We start from the raw sequence: 15,744 nt of genomic DNA, 5'->3' as shown, positions 1-15,744 counted from the left end.
TGCTTTGCCCTGATTCGGACGGGCTTACGCCCCACCCGAATCATAAAGCCATTTTACCGCCGTAAACGGCGGGGTTTCAAACTGAAAAGGAATTTTGATGAACCCGATTTTCTCTCGCCGCCGTCTGCTGCAAGGCGCGGCGGCGGCAGTGGGAAGCGGCTTGCTGGGCGCGTGCGGCGGCGGCAAAACCGTTACCGTTGCCCCAACCCGCCCCGACACGCCCCACGCCGTCCACACACCCGCGCCGCAGCCCGCGCAACGCCCCGCCGGTGCGGAAAACACCCTGCGCCTGTTTGCCAGCTCGGGCTATGCCGAAGACCCTTCGCGCTTGGAAACGGGGTTGAACCGCTTGTTTCAAGCAGGCTTTGCGGTAAGCAACCACCAAGCCGCCTACCGCCGTTTCCAGCGTTTTGCCGGCAGCGATGCCGAACGCATCGCCGATTTGCAAAACGTCGCCAACGGGCGCGCGCCCACCCCGAAAGTGCTGATGGGCGTGCGCGGCGGCTACGGTGCGGCGCGTTTGCTGCCGCACATCGATTGGGCGAGCTTGGCGGCGCGTATGCGCGAAAAACAAACCCTGTTGTTCGGCTTCAGCGACGTTACCGCCATTCAAACCGCCCTGCTCGCGCACGGCATGCCGTCTTTTGCCGGCCCGATGCTCTACAGCGAATTTGCCAAAGCCGTGCCGTCCGTTTACACGATGGACAGCTTTATCCAAACCACCACCTCCGCGCACATCACCGTATCCGTACCCGCGTTTCAAAGCAGCCCCGTGCGCAATGTGGAGGGCACGCTGTGGGGCGGCAATTTGAGCGTGTTGGCATCGCTGGCGGGCAGCCCCTACCTGCCGGACGTAAAAGGCGGAATTTTGTTTTTGGAAGACGTGTCCGAACAGCCCTACCGCATCGAGCGAATGCTCTACACCCTGCTGCTGGCAGGCGTGTTGAAAAAGCAGCAAGCGGTGGTGCTGGGCGATTTCCGCATGGGCAACATCCGCGACACCTACGATGCGGGCTACAACCTGACGGCAGTGGCGCAAACCGTGTCGCGGGCGGCGGGCATTCCCGTTTACACGGGTTTTCCCTTTGGGCATATTGCCAACAAAACCACCTTCCCGCTCGGCGCACACGCACGCTTGCAAGGCACGGGCGGCGGTTACCAAATCAGCTTCAGCCGTTATCCCACCCTGAACGCCCAAGCACTGAACCTGTCCGCGCTGCTGCCGCCGCCGCCCGATGCCAACTTCATCGTCAGCGACCCCGCCGATGCCGAATTTTAACCGGCAGCGCGGCGGATTTTGACATTTGTCTGCAGAACGGATTATTATCGCGTTCCCGCTTTTGTTTGCTTGGTTTCACACCAAAAAGGAACTTTGATGAACCCCTCAACTTTGGAACCGATTGTATTAAACGGTTACTACACCTTGATTGCCGCCACAGTGGTGCTGCTGCTGGGCAAAATTTTGGTGTCGCGCATCAAATTTCTGCGCGACTTCAACATTCCCGAGCCCGTTGCCGGCGGCTTGCTCGCCGCCCTGCTGGTAACGGTGCTGCACGCGGCATTCGGCATGGAATTTAAAATCGAAAAAGCCCTGCAAGATGCCTTTATGCTGATTTTCTTCGCCTCCATCGGCTTGTCGGCGGATTTTTCGCGGCTCAAACAGGGCGGATTGCCCTTGGTGGTGTTTTTGCTGCTGGTGAGCGGCTTCATTCTGGTGCAAAACGCAGTGGGCGTGGGCATGGCGGCGGCACTGGGACAACACCCCCTCATCGGTCTGATTACCGGCTCGATTACACTGGTGGGCGGACACGGCACGGGCGCAACCTACGGCGACATCCTCACCAAACAATACGGCATTGCCGGCGCAACGGAAATGGCGATTGTATCGGCAACCTTCGGCTTGGTGGCGGGCGGACTGATTGGCGGGCCGGTGGCGCGGCGTCTGGTCAACAAAATGGGACGGCAACCGCTCGGCAGCAACGCCCCCAACCGCACCGATGCGCCCGGACAATACGACGACCACACCTTCGAAAGCGCCAAACAACAACGCCTGATTACCGCCTCGTCCGCCGTAGAAACCATGGCACTGTTTGCTGCCTGTTTGGCGTTTTCCGCCGTCATGAAAGAAGTGTTTGCCGACCACGAAACCATGAAAAAACTGCCCCAATTCGTGTGGGCGTTGGGCTTTGGCGTGGTGCTGCGCAACCTGCTGACCACCGTGTTCAAATTCGACATGTTCGACCGTGCCATCGACGTGTTCGGCAACGCTTCTTTGAGCCTGTTTTTGGCGATGGCGCTGATGAGCATGAAGCTGTGGCAGCTCTCCGGCATGGTGGGCGCGATGTCGGCGATTTTGGCGGTGCAAACGCTGCTGATGATTGCGTTTGCCTACTTCGTCACCTTCCGCGTGATGGGGCGCGACTACGATGCGGCGGTGCTGGCGGCAGGCCATTGCGGCTTCGGCATGGGCGCAACCCCCACCGCCGTTGCCAACATGCAGTCCATCACCAACACCTTCGGCGCATCGCACAAAGCCTTTTTGATTGTGCCTTTGGTCGGCGCATTCTTCATCGACTTCGTCAATTTCGCCATCATCGGCATGTTTATGGAGTTTTTGGGCAAATAGTCTGTTGTGCAGACGCCCAAAAAGCCCTGTATTCGGGACGTGCGCGGGAAAATCCGCACGTCCCGCATGTTTTTTTGTTATGATTCGGACACGTTTTGTTCACCATTTCAGGAAACCCGTGATGTTTCAATTTGCCAAATCCGGCAGGAAAATTGTCAAAGGCGTATCGCTGTTGGGCGCGGTGGCGGTATTGGGCGCATGCCCTGCCGATACCGACCGCGAACCGCCCGTTTCCAAAGAAGTGCGCGAGCTGGCCGATTGCCGCCACCCCGCCGTATTGCCCGACATCCGCGAAAATCTGCGCCAAACCATCCGCCGCGAAGCCCAACGCGCCGCCGAGCAGGACAAACGCCGTTTTATCGATGCCGATAAAATCGCCGCCGCCGCCGACCGCCTGCAGGTACGCATGCAGTCGGTACGCGCCGATGCCAAGCTCTGTACCGCGCAAATCAACGTGATTATCCCGCAGGCCCTGCTCGACACCGCCGAGCGTTATGCGCCGATTTTGGAAAACATGTCGCCCGCCGAAATCATCTTGAACCGCACCGCCAACAACAACCTGCGTTTTGACGGACAAGCGGTGATGGCGCAACTGGACTACCGCGTCAATCCCGACCCACAGCATTTTGCCGTCAATTACAGCGACGGCAATTTGAGCCTGCTGGGCAATGTGATTACCGCCGCGCTGCTCTCCTACGGCGTAAAAGACATGATTGTGGTCAACGGCAAACCGCTCAGCCGCGATGCCGCCCTGCGCAATGCCGAAGTGCCGCGCGCGCAAACGGTGATTCGTCCCGATGAAGTCGAAACCCTGACCCCGCCGCCGCCGCGCCCCGAAGAAAGCCAACGCCAACTCGCCCCCCCCGAAACGCAAGCCCCCGCCGCCGAAACGGCGGAAGCCGCCCCGCCAAGCCGCGTCAGCGAAAGCCGTTTGGAAGCGGCACGAGATGCCCACAAAAGTGCCGACCGCGACATCAAAAACGCTTGGCACAACATCGAGCCGCAAATCCAACAAGGTCTGATTGAAGAACAGCAGCATTGGGAAAACCGCAAAAACCGCGACTGCCGCAGTGCCGCCGAAAAAGGCGCGGACGATGCGGAAAGCCAATACCTGCACATCCAGTGCGACATCCGCAAAACCCGCGAGCGCATCAAATATTTGGATTCATTCAGCATTCAATAAGGCAGCCATGGCAAATCCCGTTTTCGAACCCGCGCTCAAACAGCTCAACGGCGTGATTTTGGGCAAACCCGCGCTGATGCAACAACTGCTCGCCTGCGTGTTGGCGGGCGGACACGTTTTGCTTGAAGATGTGCCGGGCGTGGGCAAAACCACGCTGGCGGGCGCATTGGCGGCGGTATTGGGCATTCCCCTGCGGCGGGTGCAGTTTACCAACGACATGCTCCCCGCCGACCTGCTCGGGGTAAACGTGTTCCAGCCCGCCCAAGCCACCTTCAAATTCCATCCGGGCCCCGTGTTCACCCCCTTCGTGCTGGCAGACGAAATCAACCGCGCCCCGCCCAAAGTGCAATCCGCCCTGCTCGAAGCCATGGAAGAAGGACAGGTGTCGGTGGACGGCAAAACCTACCGTCTGCCCAAGCCCTTTTTGGTGGTCGCCACGCAAAACCCCAGCGAACAGCTCGGCACTTTCCCCCTGCCCGAATCGCAACTCGACCGCTTCATGATGCGCTTGAGCATGGATTATCCGGTCGAACAGGCGGAAATACAGCTTTACCATCAGGGCGACCGCCGCCGTCTGCTGCCGAAAATCCAAGCCTGCGCGTCGCCCGAAACCTTGCGGCAGTGGCAGCAGCAAGCTGCCGCCATCACCGTTTCCGAAACGGTGGCGGCATATGTGTACCGCTTGGTGGCGGCAACGCGCCGTCCCGGTGTGTTTGCTTTGGGCTTGAGTCCGCGTGCGGGCTTGGCGGTGATTAAAGCGGCAAAAGCATGGGCGTTTTTGGCGGGGCGCAATTTCGTGCTGCCCGAAGACGTGCAGGCGGTATGGGTACCGGTGGGCAACCACCGTTTGCAGCCACTGCACCAACGCAGCACCGCCGACACCTTGGCGGAAATACGCGACCATGTCGCGGTTTGAACGGCAGCCGCACACGCTGCACCTGCGCGAAAGCGGCACGCTCGCCGCCCGCCATGTGCGTCTACGCCCGACCAAATTGTGCTTGGGCTTGGCGGTTTTGTGCGGCGCGGTGTGGGTGGGCGCGGTCAATTATCAGGTCAATGTCGCCTATGCCGTGTGCTTTTGGCTGGCGGGCTTTATCGGCGTGGCGGCACTGATGACCAAACGGCAACTGCTCGGACTGCGCTGGCAAATGGATTTTCGCGGCGAAGCCTTTGCGGGCGAAACCGCCGCCATTACCCTGCGCGGCGACAGCACGGCACGGCGCGGGCGCGTGTTTTGGTGGAGCGATGACGGCAACCGCGCCCCCGCATCGTGGCGGCGGGCGGAAACCACCGGCCGCGCCCCCTATCAAGGCATCTGGCATTTGCCCCTGACACGGCGCGGCGCATTCCGCCGCTCATCGCCCCTGCGCCTGTACCTTGCCGCCACCGCCCCGTTCGGACTGTTTTATGCCGAAGCACAAATCGAATGGGAAACCGATGCCCTTGCCTTTCCCGCCCCGATTGCCCACACCCCCGAAAGCGGACACCACCCTGCCCCGCCCGAACCCGACGCCCCCCGCCACAACAGCAGCCATGGCGAAGACATCGCCTTTTTAAAACCGCACCTTGACGGCACCTCCCTGCAACACATTGCGTGGAAAACCTACGCCAAGCGCGGCGAACTGATGGACAAAGCCTTTGAAGCCCCCGCCCCCGCCAACGACAAACAAACCATTTCCTACCGCGACTACCCCGCCGGCACGGGCAAAGACCGCTTGGCGGGCTTGCTCGCCCACCGCGTCCTGCAAGCGGAACACACGGGTCAGCCCTATGTTTTGGAACTGCCCGACACCCGCATCACCCCGCAAAACAATCAGCGCGAACAGTGTCTGAACGCGCTGGCATTGTTGTAAACCTAGGGCGTGTCATCATTTACTTATGCGGCGGTATTTTCAGCCAAAATCTGCATCTGCCGCGTTGTAAATCCTTGCAAGGCGTCCAACCTTACGCGGATTTACGCCTTGCATCTGCAAATTGTTGCTTGAAAAACCGCTTCGCAAAGTAATTGATGACACGCCCTAATCCGTCCGCCTGCCTTGACGGTCAATGCCGAACCAGCGACCGTTTTGCTGTACAAATGCCTTGCCCTCATCAAACGATTCCGCATATTCGTAAACAAAGGGAATCACCACTTGATTGTTGGCATCGATGAAACCCGCCTTCTCACCGCGAAACGCCACCGCCAGCCCTTCCTGAAAATTAAACAAAGAATCATATTCAAAGGGAATGATGATGTTGTTTTCACGGTCAATCATACCGTATTTGCCTTGATATTTGACCATAATCCGATTTTCATCATCGGAATAATACTGCACATCGTCATAGATAAAGGGGATTAAAACATCACCATGCCCGTTGATAAATCCCCAGTAGCCGTTCTTGCGGGCAGCCGCCATGCCCCGATAAAAATAGGGGATTTCATCGTATTTTCCGGGTGGCACGATTGTTTGCCCTTTGGTGTTGATGACGGACGGTTTGCCCTTGATTTCAACGCGGGTCAAGGCAATGTCGCGCTCAAATGAATCGGCGTCGTCATAAATAAAGGGCAGGACGGTTTTGCCCTGTCGGTTGATAAAGCCGTATTTGCCCTTGCGTTTGACATTAGCCAATCCCAAAGCAAATAAGCCCGCATTTTCGTATTGCAGGGGAATCACGGTTTTGCCGTATTGGTCGATGAAGCCGTAGCGGTCATTTTTTGCCACCGCCGCCAAACCCTCGTTGAATGAATGAGCATCATCATACACAAAGGGAATCACGGTTTCGCCTTTTTGGTTGATGAAACCGGATTTGCCGTTTTTGATGGCACATGCCAATCCTATTTTGGCAAATCCGCATATGTCGTCAAACGTGGGCGCAGCGACAACGTTCCCGTTACGGTCGAGCAAGCCCCATTTTCCCTTATCCTTTACCCTTGCCACGCCGTTTTCTTGCAAGCAATCTTTAAATTCATAGGTGTGTTGCGTGGGTGGTTTGATGCAGGGTGCGGCAAACGCCCGAATCGGCAGCAATAATGCGGCGACGCCCAAGCTGCCAAGAAAAAGGTTATTACGGTTCATTTGATTTTTCCCGACTGCTCCATCTGCTGCAATTCGCGCAGCGATGCGGCGGCGGTGGGGTGTCCGCGCATCGCCGCTTGTCCGAACCAGTATTTCGCCTGCAACAGATTGCGTGCCACGCCCGTACCGCTCGCATAGCGCACCGCCAAATTGTTTTGCGCTTCGGCATGACCCTGCTTGGCGGCGCGGGCGTACCATTTTGCGGCTTGGGCGAAATCCTGTTTCGTTCCCAAGCCCCGTGCATACATCAGCCCCGTGTCGAACTGCGCTTCCGCCAAGCCCTGTTCGGCGGCTTTTTTGTACCATTTCAAGGCTTCGCGCTCGTTTTTTTTCACGCCCAAGCCGTCTTGATACAGCACGGCGATGTTGTTTTGGGCAACGGCGTTGCCCTGCTGCGCCAAAGGTTTGAGCAGTTTGAAGGCAGCAAGGTAGTCGCCGCGTTTGCCCGCCTGTGCCGCTTGCTGCAGCACGGCTTCGCCTTTGGCTCGGGTGCCGGGTGCTTGGGCGGCACACGCTGCCGCCAAGGTTGTGCTGATTAAAAAAACCGTCAATCTGTGTTTCATGATGCTGTTTCCTGTCGGAGTGATTCATTCGCTTACCGCATCTGCCGCCGTTGCGGGCAACAGGTGCAGCACGTCGGGCGCAAGCGACACCAAAAAACCGCGTTTGCCGCCATTGATGTAGATTTCGGGCAGGGCGAAAATGCCGGTTTGCGCGTACACGGGCAGCGCGGTTTTCATGCCGAACGGGCTGGTGCCGCCAACCAAATAGCCCGTCCATTTGTGCGCCTGTTGCGGGGTGGCGGGTTCGAGATGTCGCCAGCCGAGTTGGCGTGCCAGATTGCGGGTGGAGATTTGCTTGTCGCCGTGCATCAGCATCACGCAGCCTTGTTTGTGTTCGTTTTGCAGCACGATGGTTTTGATGACGCTGTGTTCCGCCACGCCCAAGCATTGGGCGGAATGGGCGGTGCCGCCGTGTTCGCGGTAGGGATACAGGTGCGCGGCAAACGGCACTTTGTGCGCCCGCAAAAAACGCACGGCGGGGGTAACGGGGTAGTCGGGTTTGGGCATGATTCAGGCACTGTGCAGGGCGCGTACCGCCGCGTCTTTGTCGCCGTCCAGCAGCAGGGGCAGGTGTTGCAGGGATTTGTCGATGGCGTGTTCCAGCAGATTGCGCTCATCGGGCGAGGGTTTGTTCAGCACGTGGGCACTGACCAGATTTTTGTCGCCGGGGTGTCCGATGCCCAAGCGCAAGCGGTAAAAATCGGGGCTTGCCAGCTTTGCCTGAATGTCTTTCAAGCCGTTGTGTCCGCCATTGCCGCCGCCGAGTTTGAAGCGAATCCGTCCGCAGGGCAAGTCCAGTTCGTCATGCACCACCAGTATTTCGGCGGGGGCGATTTTGTAAAACTGTGCCAACGCCGCCACCGCTTTGCCCGACAGGTTCATGAAAGTTTGCGGTTTGAGCAACCAGATGTCGCGTCCGTGCGCCCGCACCCGCGCACAATCGCCGCAGAATTTTTTTTCATCGCGCAAAGGGGCGTGCCATTGCGCCGCCAAGCGGTCAATCAGCCAAAAACCGGCATTGTGGCGGGTGTCGCGGTATTCGCTGCCCGGATTGCCCAAGCCGACAATCAGTTTGATGTTCATCAACATTCCTTTTCGGTTTGAAACCCTGCCGTTTACGGCGGTAAAATAGCTTTTGTGTTCGGGCGGAACGTAAGCCCGTCCGAATCAGGGCAAGGCACAGAACTGGGGCGTGTCATCAATTGACCGGTAAGGCTCTGTACCGTCATTCCCGCGTAGGCGGGAATCCAAATCGAAACACAACAAACCTTGATAAAACATCGCTTGCCAAGCATTACACAGTGGATTCCCGCATTCGCGGGAATGACGGCGTTTTTTTGTATTACAATGATTTTCAATGGGAAAATCCAAATGATGACACCCCTATGCTTTATGTGCCGCCCTGTGCGTTGAAACATGATGTGTTTTTGTTTTTGCGGTTGGCAGCACGGTTGCGCCGTGCCTGTTTGGGGTCTGCAAGCAGGGGGCGGTAGATTTCCACGCGGTCGTGCGCCTGCAATACGGTGTCGCCACTGATGCGCTTGCCGAAAATGCCCAAAGGCGCGGCGGGGTCGGCATCGGGAAAGTCGCGCCACACCGCGCATTCGCGCACGGCTTGTGCGGCGGTCGTGCCTGCCGCCACCCGCAAGCGGTAGAGCTTTTGCACCTGCGCCGTGCCGTAGGCGATTTCGATGTCAATTTCGTCCCGCATGGCGTTTGTCCGCTTCTTTCACAAAGGCTTCCACCAGTTTGGCGCAAATCACGCCGAACACGGGGCTGATGAGGCGGGCGAGCAGCCCCACCGCTTCGTAGCGCAACACAAATTCCACTTGGCAGGCATCGTCGCCCACAGGCAGAAAACGCCAATGCCCTTCCAGCGTTTTAAACGGGCCTTCGAGCAGGTTCATGCGGATTTCGTGCGGCGGGGTGTTGTGGTTGCGGGTGGCGAAAGATTGCGAAAGCCCCATATAATCGATGTGCAAACGCGCTTGCAATTCGCTGTCGCTGCGGCTGATGATTTCGGTTTTGCCGTACCAAGGCAGAAAATCGGGATAGTGTTCCACTTCATCGACCAAGCGGAACATGTCTTCGGCACGGTGCAAAACCAGCATGGATTTGCGGACGGTGGCAACGGGCATGGTGTGTTCTGACAATAAAGAAAACGGCATTATAAAATTGACGGCGTTTGTTTTCCACCGCAAACGGCACGCCCGTGCCAAGGCTTCAAACGAATTGGTGGGCAACGGCACGCGCCAAGCCGATGAATTGGCGGTATTTGTCGGTACGCATGATTTTGTCGGTGTCCAAATCGATTTCAATCAGTGCGCCGCTTTTGTTGCCGTACACAATCACGTTTTCAATTTGAAACATGGTTTGACCGTTTTTCACCATCGGCACGATAAATGCCTGAATCATCTCGCCACTGGCAATGTTTTGCAGCACCAGACTTTTTTTCACGTTCGGCGGCAAATCACCGCTCACATACTGAAAGGGGTTGGTGCGCACATCGGTGATGCCGTTGAAGCTGTAGATGAAAATCTGGTGCAGCATTTTGGGGTTGTTTTTCACATACAATGACAACAGCATGCCGCGCAGGTCGTTATTTTCCATTGGTTTTCACTTTTTCAGGCAGCCTGAATCGGAATCACGCGGCTTTTGGCGCGTTTTTTGCCGCCCTCGCCGTAGTTTTCTTCCACATACTGCTGCACAATCGCCAAAAATTCCGCCGCCATATTGTTGCCTTTCAGCGTTACTTTGCGCTCGCCGTCCACATACACGGGCGCAACCGGCGTTTCGCCCGTACCGGGCAGGCTGATGCCGATGTCGGCGAGCTTGCTTTCGCCCGGCCCGTTCACCACGCAGCCCATCACCGCCACGTTCAGGCTTTCCACGCCGGGATATTGATTGCGCCACACCGCCATCTGTTCGCGCAAATATTGCTGAATGTCCCGCGCCAATTCCTGAAACACGGTGCTGGTGGTGCGTCCGCAGCCCGGACACGCCGTTACCATCGGCGTAAACGAGCGCAAGCCCATTGTTTGCAAAATTTCTTGTGCGACAACCACTTCCTGCGTGCGCGGGCTGCCCGGCTCCGGCGTGAGCGAAATGCGTATCGTGTCGCCGATGCCCTGTTGCAGCAGCACCGACAGCGCGGCGGTGGACGCGACAATGCCCTTGCTGCCCATGCCCGCTTCGGTCAAACCCAAATGAAGCGGATAATCGCAACGGCTGCCCAAATCGCGATAGACTTCAATCAAATCCTGTACCGCGCTGACTTTGCACGACAAAATGATTTTGTTTTCAGGCAGCCCCAAATCCACCGCCTTTTGCGCCGACTGCAATGCCGACACAATCAAGGCTTCCTTCATCACCGCTTCGGGACTTTTCGGCGCGGCGGACGCCAAATTCGCGTCCATCATTTTTTTCGCCAAACTTTGGTCGAGCGAACCCCAGTTCACGCCGATGCGGACGGCTTTGCCGTGTTCGGCGGCGGTGCGAATCATATAGGCGAATTTCTCATCGCCTTTCGCGCCCTTGCCGACATTGCCCGGATTGATGCGGTATTTGGACAAGGCGCGGGCGCAGTCGGGAAACTCCGCCAGCAGACGCTCGCCGTTGAAATGAAAATCGCCCACCAACGGCGTGTTGCAACCCATATCGTTCAAACGGCTGCGGATTTCCGCCACTTTCGCCGCCGCTTCGGGGCTGTTTACGGTGATGCGGACGAGTTCCGAACCGGCATCGGATAATTCCTTGACCTGCCGCGCGGTGGCGGCGGCATCGGCGGTGTCGGTGTTGGTCATCGATTGGACGACAACGGGCGCGTCCGAACCGACCGTGATGTGGTCAATCTGCACTTGGCGGGTGCGGCGGCGGCTGTACTGCATGTTCCGCTCCCGTTCACTGTGCGGCGGAAGCGGCTGCCGCCCCGCCTGTGGTAAACGCCACCGACTTGCCATCGGTACGCTTGGTTTCCAAATCGATTTTCTCGCCGTTAAACTCGGCGGTCGCACCGGTGGCATAGCCCATACGCACCTCAAAAGGCGCACCGTCCTTGAAGCGGTGTTCGCCGTTGGCAGGCACGATTTTGTTGATTAACACCTTGCCTTGCGCGTTGGTTACGGTGAGCATGGTACGGTAGCGCGTGGTAATGACCAATTCGCCCGATGACGATGCCGTGGCGGCGGGCGCGGAAGCGGCAGACGCACCGTCAGACAGCACCGCAGACGCACCGTCCGATGCCGCTTCGTGCATGGGCTTGACCACCACATTCGCCGCATTCAAATTTTCAGCAGACGGCGCAGCAGGCGCAGTGGGAATGGTGGACACGCTTTCCTGTTTTTCATTTTCGCTGTTGGACTTGTGTTGCCACATATACACCGCAGCCGCAACGCACGCGCCCGCCAGCACAAAGAAAATCCACTTGGGAAAGCCTTTTTTAATCGGCGTATTGGCATAATTCAAACCCGACACCGCACCATCGCGGCGGTAGGATTGCGGCGGCGCGACCGACACCAGCCCCCGCGCCAATTCCCCCTCGTCCATGTCGAGAAAACGCCCGTAAGTCAGCAAAAAGCCGCGAATGTAAATCGGCTCGGGCAAACTCTCGTACAAACCGTTTTCCAAAGCCTCAATGTGGCGCACCGGCAGTTTCAAACGCTCGGCAACATCACCCACCGTCAAATTTTTCTGTTCGCGCAACGCACGCAGTGCGCGTCCCAACTCGGCAGTGGCCTCCGCACCGGCAGGCGTAAAGGGAATATGCTGATTATTCATGATTGCCGCCTCCTTTGATAATGGTGTTCAATTCATGGGAATAAGGATAATGTTCGCGCAAAGTCGCTTCGTATTCATAGGCTTTGTGCGTGTCTTCTTCGGCACGGGCAATGCGCCAGCCCAGCAGCAAATCATCGGCACCCAACACGTCCACACGGCTTTGGTATTGCCGGAAAAAACGGTCTGCTTCTTTGATGTTGCCGCGCTCCAGCCACAGGCGGGCACGCTCTTTGAGCACCGCGACAAAATCGGGATTGATGCCCAAGGCACGCTCGAAAAAGCCTTCCGCCTCATCGTATTTGTGCAGCTTGGCATTGCAAATGCCCTTGTTCAGGTTCGCCACTTCGGGTGCAGGATAAGTCGGGTCTGCCAGTGCCTTGTCGAAATATGGCAACGCCGCCACAGGGTTGTTGCGGACGCTGCACAAAAACCAGCCGTAGTTGTTGTTGATTTCCGCACCCGCAGGGCTGAGTTTCAAGGCTTCCTTGAAGCTGGCTTCCGCTTTTTCATACACCTTCAGATATTGGAAAATCTGGGCGCGGGTCAGCCATGCCATATCGTATTTGCGGTCGTTTTTCAGGGCTTCTTCTATTGACGCGGTGGCGGCGCGGTAGTCGCCCGTGTTCATGTATTCGATTGCCAGTTGGGTTTTGATGCGGGCGGCATCGGCGGTGCGCTGCTGGGAAGACAAAGGCTTGAATTTGGTCAAATTCGCGCCCGTGCCTTCGGTTACGCAGCCTGCCAGCGCCAATGCGCCCGCCAACGGCAGCACCGTTTGCAAAAATCGGAAATTCATCAACATTCCTTTTCGGTTATGGTTGTTGCGCCAAATAAATCTGCTGCCATTTTGCCTGACGTTTGGTTTTGTCTTTCACCTGCCCTGCCAACTGCCCGCAAGCCGCATCAATATCATCGCCGCGCGTTTTGCGGACGGTGGTTACCAAACCCGCTTCCGCCAAAATGTCGCGGAACGCGTGGATTTGCTCGCGCTTGGAGCGGGCATAACCGGAATTGGGGAAAGGATTAAACGGTATCAGATTGAATTTGCACGGCGTATCTTTCACCAGCGCCACCAATTCGCGGGCGTGTTGCAGGCGGTCGTTCACGCCGTCCAGCATCACATATTCAAAGGTAACGAAATCGCGCGGGGCTTTTGCCAAATAGCGTTGGCAGGCAGCCATCAGTTCTTTGAGCGGATATTTTTTGTTGAGCGGCACGATTTCATCGCGCACGGCATCGTTGGAGGCGTGCAGCGACACCGCCAAAGCCACCGGCATATCGTCTTTGAGCCTGTCCATTTGCGGAATCATGCCGGAAGTGGACACGGTAACGCGGCGGCGGCTCAAGCCGTAGCCGTGGTCGTCCAGCATAACGGACAGCGCGGTAACCACGTTGTCGTAATTGGCAAGCGGCTCGCCCATGCCCATCATCACCACATTGGAAATCACGCGCTCGTTTTTCGGGGTAACGCCCAACGCTTTGTTTGCCCACCACAATTGACCGATGATTTCGGCGGCGGACAAATTGCGGTTGAAGCCCTGCCGCCCCGTAGAGCAAAACGTGCATTCCAAAGCGCAGCCCACTTGCGAGGAAATGCACAGCGTGCCGCGCTCGCTTTCGGGGATAAACACGGTTTCCACGCCGTTGCCCGTGCCGACATCGAGCAGCCATTTGCGCGTGCCGTCTTTGGAGGCTTGCGCCGCCATCAGCGCGGGTATGCCCACTTCGGCGCGTTGTTGCAGTTTGGCGCGCAGGGATTTTGCCAAGTCGGTCATCGCATCAAAATCGGACGCGCCGCCCTGATGTATCCAGCGCATCACTTGGCGGGCGCGGAACGGTTTTTCGCCCATTTGCGCGAAATGGTCGGTGAGCGCGGGCAGGTCGTAGTCGAGCAGATTGGTTTTATTCATCGGGTTCATTACACAAACGGAATACGGCATCGGGGCATTCCGTCAAAATCGGGGTGGGACTCGGGCGTGTCATCAATTGACCGAACCGTCATTCCCGCGCAGGCGGGAAGCCAAAACAAATTTCAAAAAGCATTGATAAAACATCGCTTCACAAACATCAGGCAGTGGATTCCCGCCTGCGCGGGAATGACGGCGTTTTTGTATTATGCTGATTTATATAATTGATGACACACCCTAATGCCAATATTTTCTGTACAGCATGTCGTAAGTGCCGTCCGCACGGACTTTCGCCAAGCCTTCGTTCAGTATCCGCACCAGTTCGGTATTGCCCTTTTTCACCGCAAACACATAATGGCGTTTGGGCAGGGACGGGTCGGTCAGCACAAACAAATCGGGGTGTTGGTTTTTGTATTGCTTGGCATAGTAGTACATCACCGCGCTGCTGCCGGTGGCGGAAGCGGCTTTTCCCGCCAATACTTCTTTAATTGCTTCCCATGTGGTGGTGGTGCGGATGATGTTGCTTTCGCCCGCCGCACCAAACATCGGAATCAGCGTTTCGGCGATGGAATCGCGTTTGAGCGAGACGTTTTTGCCGCGCAAATCGGCAAAACCGCGCGCGCCTGCCGCCTGTTTGTTCGCCAGCATGGCAAATTCGTATTCAAAATGCGGCAAGGTCATTTCCATGCGCTCGGCACGCTCCTTGGAATAGGTTACCGCACCGGCGACAATGTCTGCTTCGTCTTTGTCCAAAGTGTCGAAAATGCCCTGCCAAGTATGCAGCTTGGCAAAATCCAAGGTGATGTTTTGCCGTTCGGCAATCGCCTGCAGCAGTTCCAACTCAAATCCGCCGATGTCCCGACCGTTGCGAATCACCAAAGGAATGTTCAGCATTTCGGTGGTTACGCGGTACGCCTTTTGCGTTTGGGCGGGGGCGGCGGGCGATGCGGCGGCACTGCTTTTTTCGGCGGTTTTACCGCCGCATGCCGACAAGATGACGGCACACAACAGAGACGAGAGCCATGCTTTCATCATCATTCCTTTTGGTTTTTTGGCGGAAACCGTGCCGTTTGCACGGCAAAACCGCAGTGCAAACGGCAGGAGGCACGCAACAATCAGCGTGTGCGCGGGCAAAGCTCGGTGGCGGCGAAGAAATAGGCGATTTCAATCGCGGCGTTTTCGGCGCTGTCGGAGCCGTGTACGGCGTTTTCGTCAATCGATTCGGAAAAATCGGCGCGGATGGTGCCGGCGGCGGCGTCTTTGGGATTGGTCGCGCCCATGATTTCGCGGTTGGCGGCAACGGCGTTTTCGCCTTCCAGCACCTGAATCATCACCGGCCCGCTCACCATGAAATCCACCAAATCTTTAAAAAACGGGCGTTCTTTGTGGACGGCGTAAAAGCCTTCGGCTTCGGCGCGGGAAAGGTGCTTCATTTTCGCGGCAACGATTTTCAAGCCTTTTTCTTCAAAACGGCTGTAGATTTTGCCGATAACGTTTTTGCCGACCGCGTCGGGTTTGATGATGGAAATGGTACGTTCGATGGCCATTTGCTTTCCTTCAGATGTTACTTGTTTGTCTCAATTCACAGAACCGCACGGGCAAACGCGCAGCCCCATAAAACACACGGGCAGAA

At 57.2% G+C, this 15,744-nt stretch carries 18 protein-coding genes; 5 read left to right on the top strand and 13 right to left on the bottom strand.

Annotation, left to right across the window (positions count from 1 at the left end; all coding sequences use genetic code 11):
* The first annotated feature begins 97 nt into the window (after positions 1–97).
* The 5 genes from G392_RS0103600 (at position 98) to G392_RS0103580 (ending at position 5,662) form a co-directional block, all read left to right on the top strand.
* Positions 98–1,279, top strand: a complete 1,182-nt coding sequence (locus G392_RS0103600; RefSeq protein WP_027009121.1) for an LD-carboxypeptidase — start codon at positions 98–100, stop codon at positions 1,277–1,279.
* A gap of 96 nt (positions 1,280–1,375) precedes the next feature.
* On the top strand, positions 1,376–2,626 hold the full coding sequence (gene gltS / locus G392_RS0103595; protein ID WP_211224344.1) for a sodium/glutamate symporter: 1,251 nt from the start codon (positions 1,376–1,378) through the stop codon (positions 2,624–2,626).
* Positions 2,627–2,747: 121 nt separating this feature from the next.
* Positions 2,748–3,809 (top strand): lysozyme inhibitor LprI family protein, encoded by a 1,062-nt coding sequence (locus G392_RS0103590; RefSeq protein ID WP_027009119.1) that lies wholly within the window; start codon positions 2,748–2,750, stop codon positions 3,807–3,809.
* A 7-nt stretch (positions 3,810–3,816) separates the two neighbouring features.
* The gene (locus G392_RS0103585) at positions 3,817–4,725 is read left to right on the top strand and encodes an AAA family ATPase (protein WP_027009118.1); all 909 of its coding nucleotides are present in this window, start codon (positions 3,817–3,819) and stop codon (positions 4,723–4,725) included.
* Positions 4,712–5,662, top strand: a complete 951-nt coding sequence (locus tag G392_RS0103580; protein ID WP_034334296.1) for a DUF58 domain-containing protein — start codon at positions 4,712–4,714, stop codon at positions 5,660–5,662. The genes G392_RS0103585 and G392_RS0103580 overlap by 14 nt, the downstream gene beginning before the upstream one ends.
* A gap of 165 nt (positions 5,663–5,827) precedes the next feature.
* On the opposite strand, the gene G392_RS12030 is transcribed toward G392_RS0103580, so the two are convergent.
* The 13 genes from G392_RS12030 to ndk all read right to left on the bottom strand — a co-directional run bounded on the left by G392_RS12030 (position 5,828) and on the right by ndk (position 15,658).
* Positions 5,828–6,865 (bottom strand): WG repeat-containing protein, encoded by a 1,038-nt coding sequence (locus G392_RS12030; RefSeq protein WP_051255551.1) that lies wholly within the window; start codon positions 6,863–6,865, stop codon positions 5,828–5,830.
* Positions 6,862–7,428 carry a tetratricopeptide repeat protein gene (locus G392_RS12025; protein ID WP_034334294.1) on the bottom strand — a complete coding sequence of 189 codons (567 nt, stop codon included), beginning with the start codon at positions 7,426–7,428 and terminating at the stop codon, positions 6,862–6,864. The genes G392_RS12030 and G392_RS12025 overlap by 4 nt, the downstream gene beginning before the upstream one ends.
* 24 nt (positions 7,429–7,452) lie before the next feature.
* On the bottom strand, positions 7,453–7,935 hold the full coding sequence (locus G392_RS0103565) for an aminoacyl-tRNA deacylase (RefSeq protein WP_027009116.1): 483 nt from the start codon (positions 7,933–7,935) through the stop codon (positions 7,453–7,455).
* A gap of 3 nt (positions 7,936–7,938) precedes the next feature.
* Positions 7,939–8,517 (bottom strand): aminoacyl-tRNA hydrolase, encoded by a 579-nt coding sequence (pth, locus tag G392_RS0103560; protein WP_027009115.1) that lies wholly within the window; start codon positions 8,515–8,517, stop codon positions 7,939–7,941.
* 301 nt (positions 8,518–8,818) lie between these two features.
* Entirely contained in the window at positions 8,819–9,139 is a 321-nt protein-coding gene (locus G392_RS12020) for an RnfH family protein (protein ID WP_034334292.1), read from the bottom strand.
* Positions 9,123–9,566, bottom strand: a complete 444-nt coding sequence (locus G392_RS0103550; RefSeq protein ID WP_027009114.1) for a type II toxin-antitoxin system RatA family toxin — start codon at positions 9,564–9,566, stop codon at positions 9,123–9,125. The genes G392_RS12020 and G392_RS0103550 overlap by 17 nt, the downstream gene beginning before the upstream one ends.
* A gap of 85 nt (positions 9,567–9,651) precedes the next feature.
* Complete coding sequence (locus tag G392_RS12015) at positions 9,652–10,038, bottom strand: hypothetical protein (RefSeq protein ID WP_027009113.1); 387 nt, start codon at positions 10,036–10,038, stop codon at positions 9,652–9,654.
* Positions 10,039–10,052: 14 nt separating this feature from the next.
* Complete coding sequence (ispG, locus tag G392_RS0103540) at positions 10,053–11,315, bottom strand: flavodoxin-dependent (E)-4-hydroxy-3-methylbut-2-enyl-diphosphate synthase (RefSeq protein WP_027009112.1); 1,263 nt, start codon at positions 11,313–11,315, stop codon at positions 10,053–10,055.
* A gap of 13 nt (positions 11,316–11,328) precedes the next feature.
* Entirely contained in the window at positions 11,329–12,204 is an 876-nt protein-coding gene (locus G392_RS0103535) for a helix-turn-helix domain-containing protein (protein ID WP_051255550.1), read from the bottom strand.
* Positions 12,197–13,006 (bottom strand): type IV pilus biogenesis/stability protein PilW, encoded by an 810-nt coding sequence (pilW, locus tag G392_RS0103530; RefSeq protein ID WP_051255549.1) that lies wholly within the window; start codon positions 13,004–13,006, stop codon positions 12,197–12,199. The genes G392_RS0103535 and pilW overlap by 8 nt, the downstream gene beginning before the upstream one ends.
* A gap of 10 nt (positions 13,007–13,016) precedes the next feature.
* Positions 13,017–14,114, bottom strand: coding sequence for a dual-specificity RNA methyltransferase RlmN (gene rlmN / locus G392_RS0103525; protein WP_027009109.1), 1,098 nt, complete (start codon positions 14,112–14,114; stop codon positions 13,017–13,019).
* Positions 14,115–14,348: 234 nt separating this feature from the next.
* Positions 14,349–15,149, bottom strand: a complete 801-nt coding sequence (locus G392_RS0103520) for a transporter substrate-binding domain-containing protein (protein WP_156900784.1) — start codon at positions 15,147–15,149, stop codon at positions 14,349–14,351.
* Between the two features lie 77 nt (positions 15,150–15,226).
* Positions 15,227–15,658, bottom strand: coding sequence for a nucleoside-diphosphate kinase (gene ndk, locus G392_RS0103515; RefSeq protein ID WP_027009107.1), 432 nt, complete (start codon positions 15,656–15,658; stop codon positions 15,227–15,229).
* Positions 15,659–15,744 lie beyond the last annotated feature (86 nt).

It is taken from the genome of Conchiformibius kuhniae DSM 17694, assembly GCF_000428785.1.
In the GTDB taxonomy this organism is placed as follows: Bacteria; Pseudomonadota; Gammaproteobacteria; order Burkholderiales; family Neisseriaceae; genus Conchiformibius; species Conchiformibius kuhniae.
This window is presented reverse-complemented; position numbering and strand designations above follow the sequence as displayed.